The sequence below is a fragment of the Aquirufa sp. HETE-40SA genome (assembly GCF_054558635.1).
On record NZ_JBPXKN010000006.1, the window covers coordinates 1 to 2500 of the forward strand.

General features: G+C 48.3%; 2 rRNA genes (1 of these 2 cut by a window edge). Both read right to left on the reverse strand.

From position 1 onward, the window contains the following. Positions 1-191: 191 nt before the first annotated feature. Positions 192-303: ribosomal RNA gene (gene rrf / locus ACRZ9O_RS10750) — 5S ribosomal RNA — on the reverse strand. A 67-nt stretch (positions 304-370) separates the two neighbouring features. Beyond that, a 23S ribosomal RNA gene (locus ACRZ9O_RS10755) occupies positions 371-2500 on the reverse strand (it continues 703 nt past the right edge of the window).

The window sequence follows — 2500 nt, forward strand, 5'->3', positions numbered from 1 at the left end:
CAAAGAGCAGAGTTCTATGTGCGCGGGGCGATATTTCCCTGAGTGGATAAAAAACGAGGCGGCAGCCACTTTTTTATGCCGTCTCTCTACTCTTTACTCTATACTCTCTACTCTATTTACTGTCCACTGCCCACTGCCCACTGTTAGGCATAAAAAAAGACCCACACTCATCGTGCAGGTCTTCTATAATAACTTGGAGCTTACTTACTTTCCCGGGTTTGATCCCAGTATCATCAGCGGTGCGGGGCTTAACTTCTCTGTTCGAGATGGGAAGAGGTGAACACCCGTCCTATCGGCTCCATACTTTTTGCAAGGTTTTAGCCTTTAGCCATATTGTGAGATAAAATAAACAGCAGTGTGTAAATTAATAAAAGGTAAGCTTTCGGGTAATTAGTACTACTCGACTTTGACATTACTGTCTTTACATCTGTAGCCTATCGACCGTGTCGTCTACACGGACCCTTCATGGAATACTCATCTTCAGGTCAGTTTCGCACTTAGATGCTTTCAGCGCTTATCTGGTCCCGACGTGGCTACTCAGCTATGCCCTTGGCAGAACAACTGATATACCAGCGGTCAGTCCAACTCGGTCCTCTCGTACTAAAGTCAGAACCTGTCAATATTCCTACGCCCACAACAGATAGGGACCGAACTGTCTCACGACGTTCTGAACCCAGCTCGCGTGCCACTTTAATCGGCGAACAGCCGAACCCTTGGGACCTTCTCCAGCCCCAGGATGTGACGAGCCGACATCGAGGTGCCAAACCTCCCCGTCGATGTGAGCTCTTGGGGGAGATCAGCCTGTTATCCCCAGAGTACCTTTTATCCTTTGAGCGATGGCTGTTCCATACTAAACCACCGGATCACTATATCCTACTTTCGTACCTGATCGACTTGTCGGTCTCACAGTCAAGCTCCCTTTTGCTATTGCACTCTACGCACGGTTACCAAGCGTGCTGAGGGAACCTTTGAAAGCCTCCGTTACTCTTTTGGAGGCGACCACCCCAGTCAAACTACCCACCAAGCAATGTCTCCCCTTTGGGGATTAGAATTCCAGTACAAGAAGGGTGGTATTTCAACGTTGGCTCCCCGATGCCTAGCGACACCGGCTCACAGCCTCCCACCTATCCTACACATCCAGTACCAAAACTCAATGCTAAGCTATAGTAAAGGTTCATGGGGTCTTTCCGTCCCGTTGCGGGTAAACGGCATCTTCACCGTTACTACAATTTCACCGAGCTCACGGCTGAGACAGTGCCCAGATCGTTACACCATTCGTGCAGGTCGGAACTTACCCGACAAGGAATTTCGCTACCTTAGGACCGTTATAGTTACGGCCGCCGTTTACTGGGGCTTCAGTTCAATGCTTCGTGTTGCCACTAACATCCCCCCTTAACCTTCCAGCACCGGGCAGGTGTCAGGCCTTATACGTCATCTTTCGATTTAGCAAAGCCATGTGTTTTTGTTAAACAGTCGCCTGGGCCATTTCTCTGCGGCCACGATTGCTCGTGGCTCCCTTTATCCCGAAGTTACAGGGTTAATTTGCCGAGTTCCTTAGCCGTGATTCACTCGAGCGCCTTAGAATATTCTTCTCGACCACCTGTGTCGGTTTACGGTACGGGTTACTTATAAGTTATACACGCCTAGACTTTTCTTGGAAGTTTACTCACTACACTCGTTTTGGCATTGCTGCCGCCTCTCAAAGACACTATTCCGTCAGTATCTGGTAACCTGTAATCTCCGTCATCTATTTGCCCTATAAGTAAGTACAGGAATATTAACCTGTTGTGCATTAGGTTGTCGCCTTCGCTAGACCCTTAGCCCCCGACTAACCCTCAGTTGATTAGCATAGCTGAGGAAACCTTAGTCTTTCGGCGTGAGGGTTTCTCGCCCTCATTATCGTTACTCATGCCTACATTTGCTTTTCTGAACGCTCCAGCAAAGCTCGTCGCTTCACCTTCTCCGCAGATCAGAATGCTCCCCTACCAGTATATAAATATAATCCAAAGCTTCGGTACTTTACTTGATGCCCGTTTATTATCGATGCCCGCCTCGCTCGACCAGTGAGCTGTTACGCACTCTTTAAATGAATAGCTGCTTCCAAGCTAACATCCTGGCTGTCACTGCAATCAGACTTCCTTAGTTCAACTTAGTAAAGATTTTGGGACCTTAGCTGTTGGTCTGGGTTCTTTCCCTCTCGGATTGGGACCTTAGCACCCCAACCCTCACTCCCGGGTATATTTTAAGCCATTCAGAGTTCGTCAGGATTTGGTAGGATTTGACTCCCCCTAGTCCTATCGGTAGCTTTACCTGCTTAAAACTTAACCCCGAGGCTGTTCCTAAAAACATTTCGGGGAGTACGAGCTATTTCTCAGTTTGATTGGCCTTTCACCCCTACCCACAAGTCATCCAAATACTTTTCAACGTAAACTGGTTCGGTCCTCCACTCCGTGTTATCGGAGCTTCAACCTGCTCATGGGTAGATCACAAAGTTTCGCGT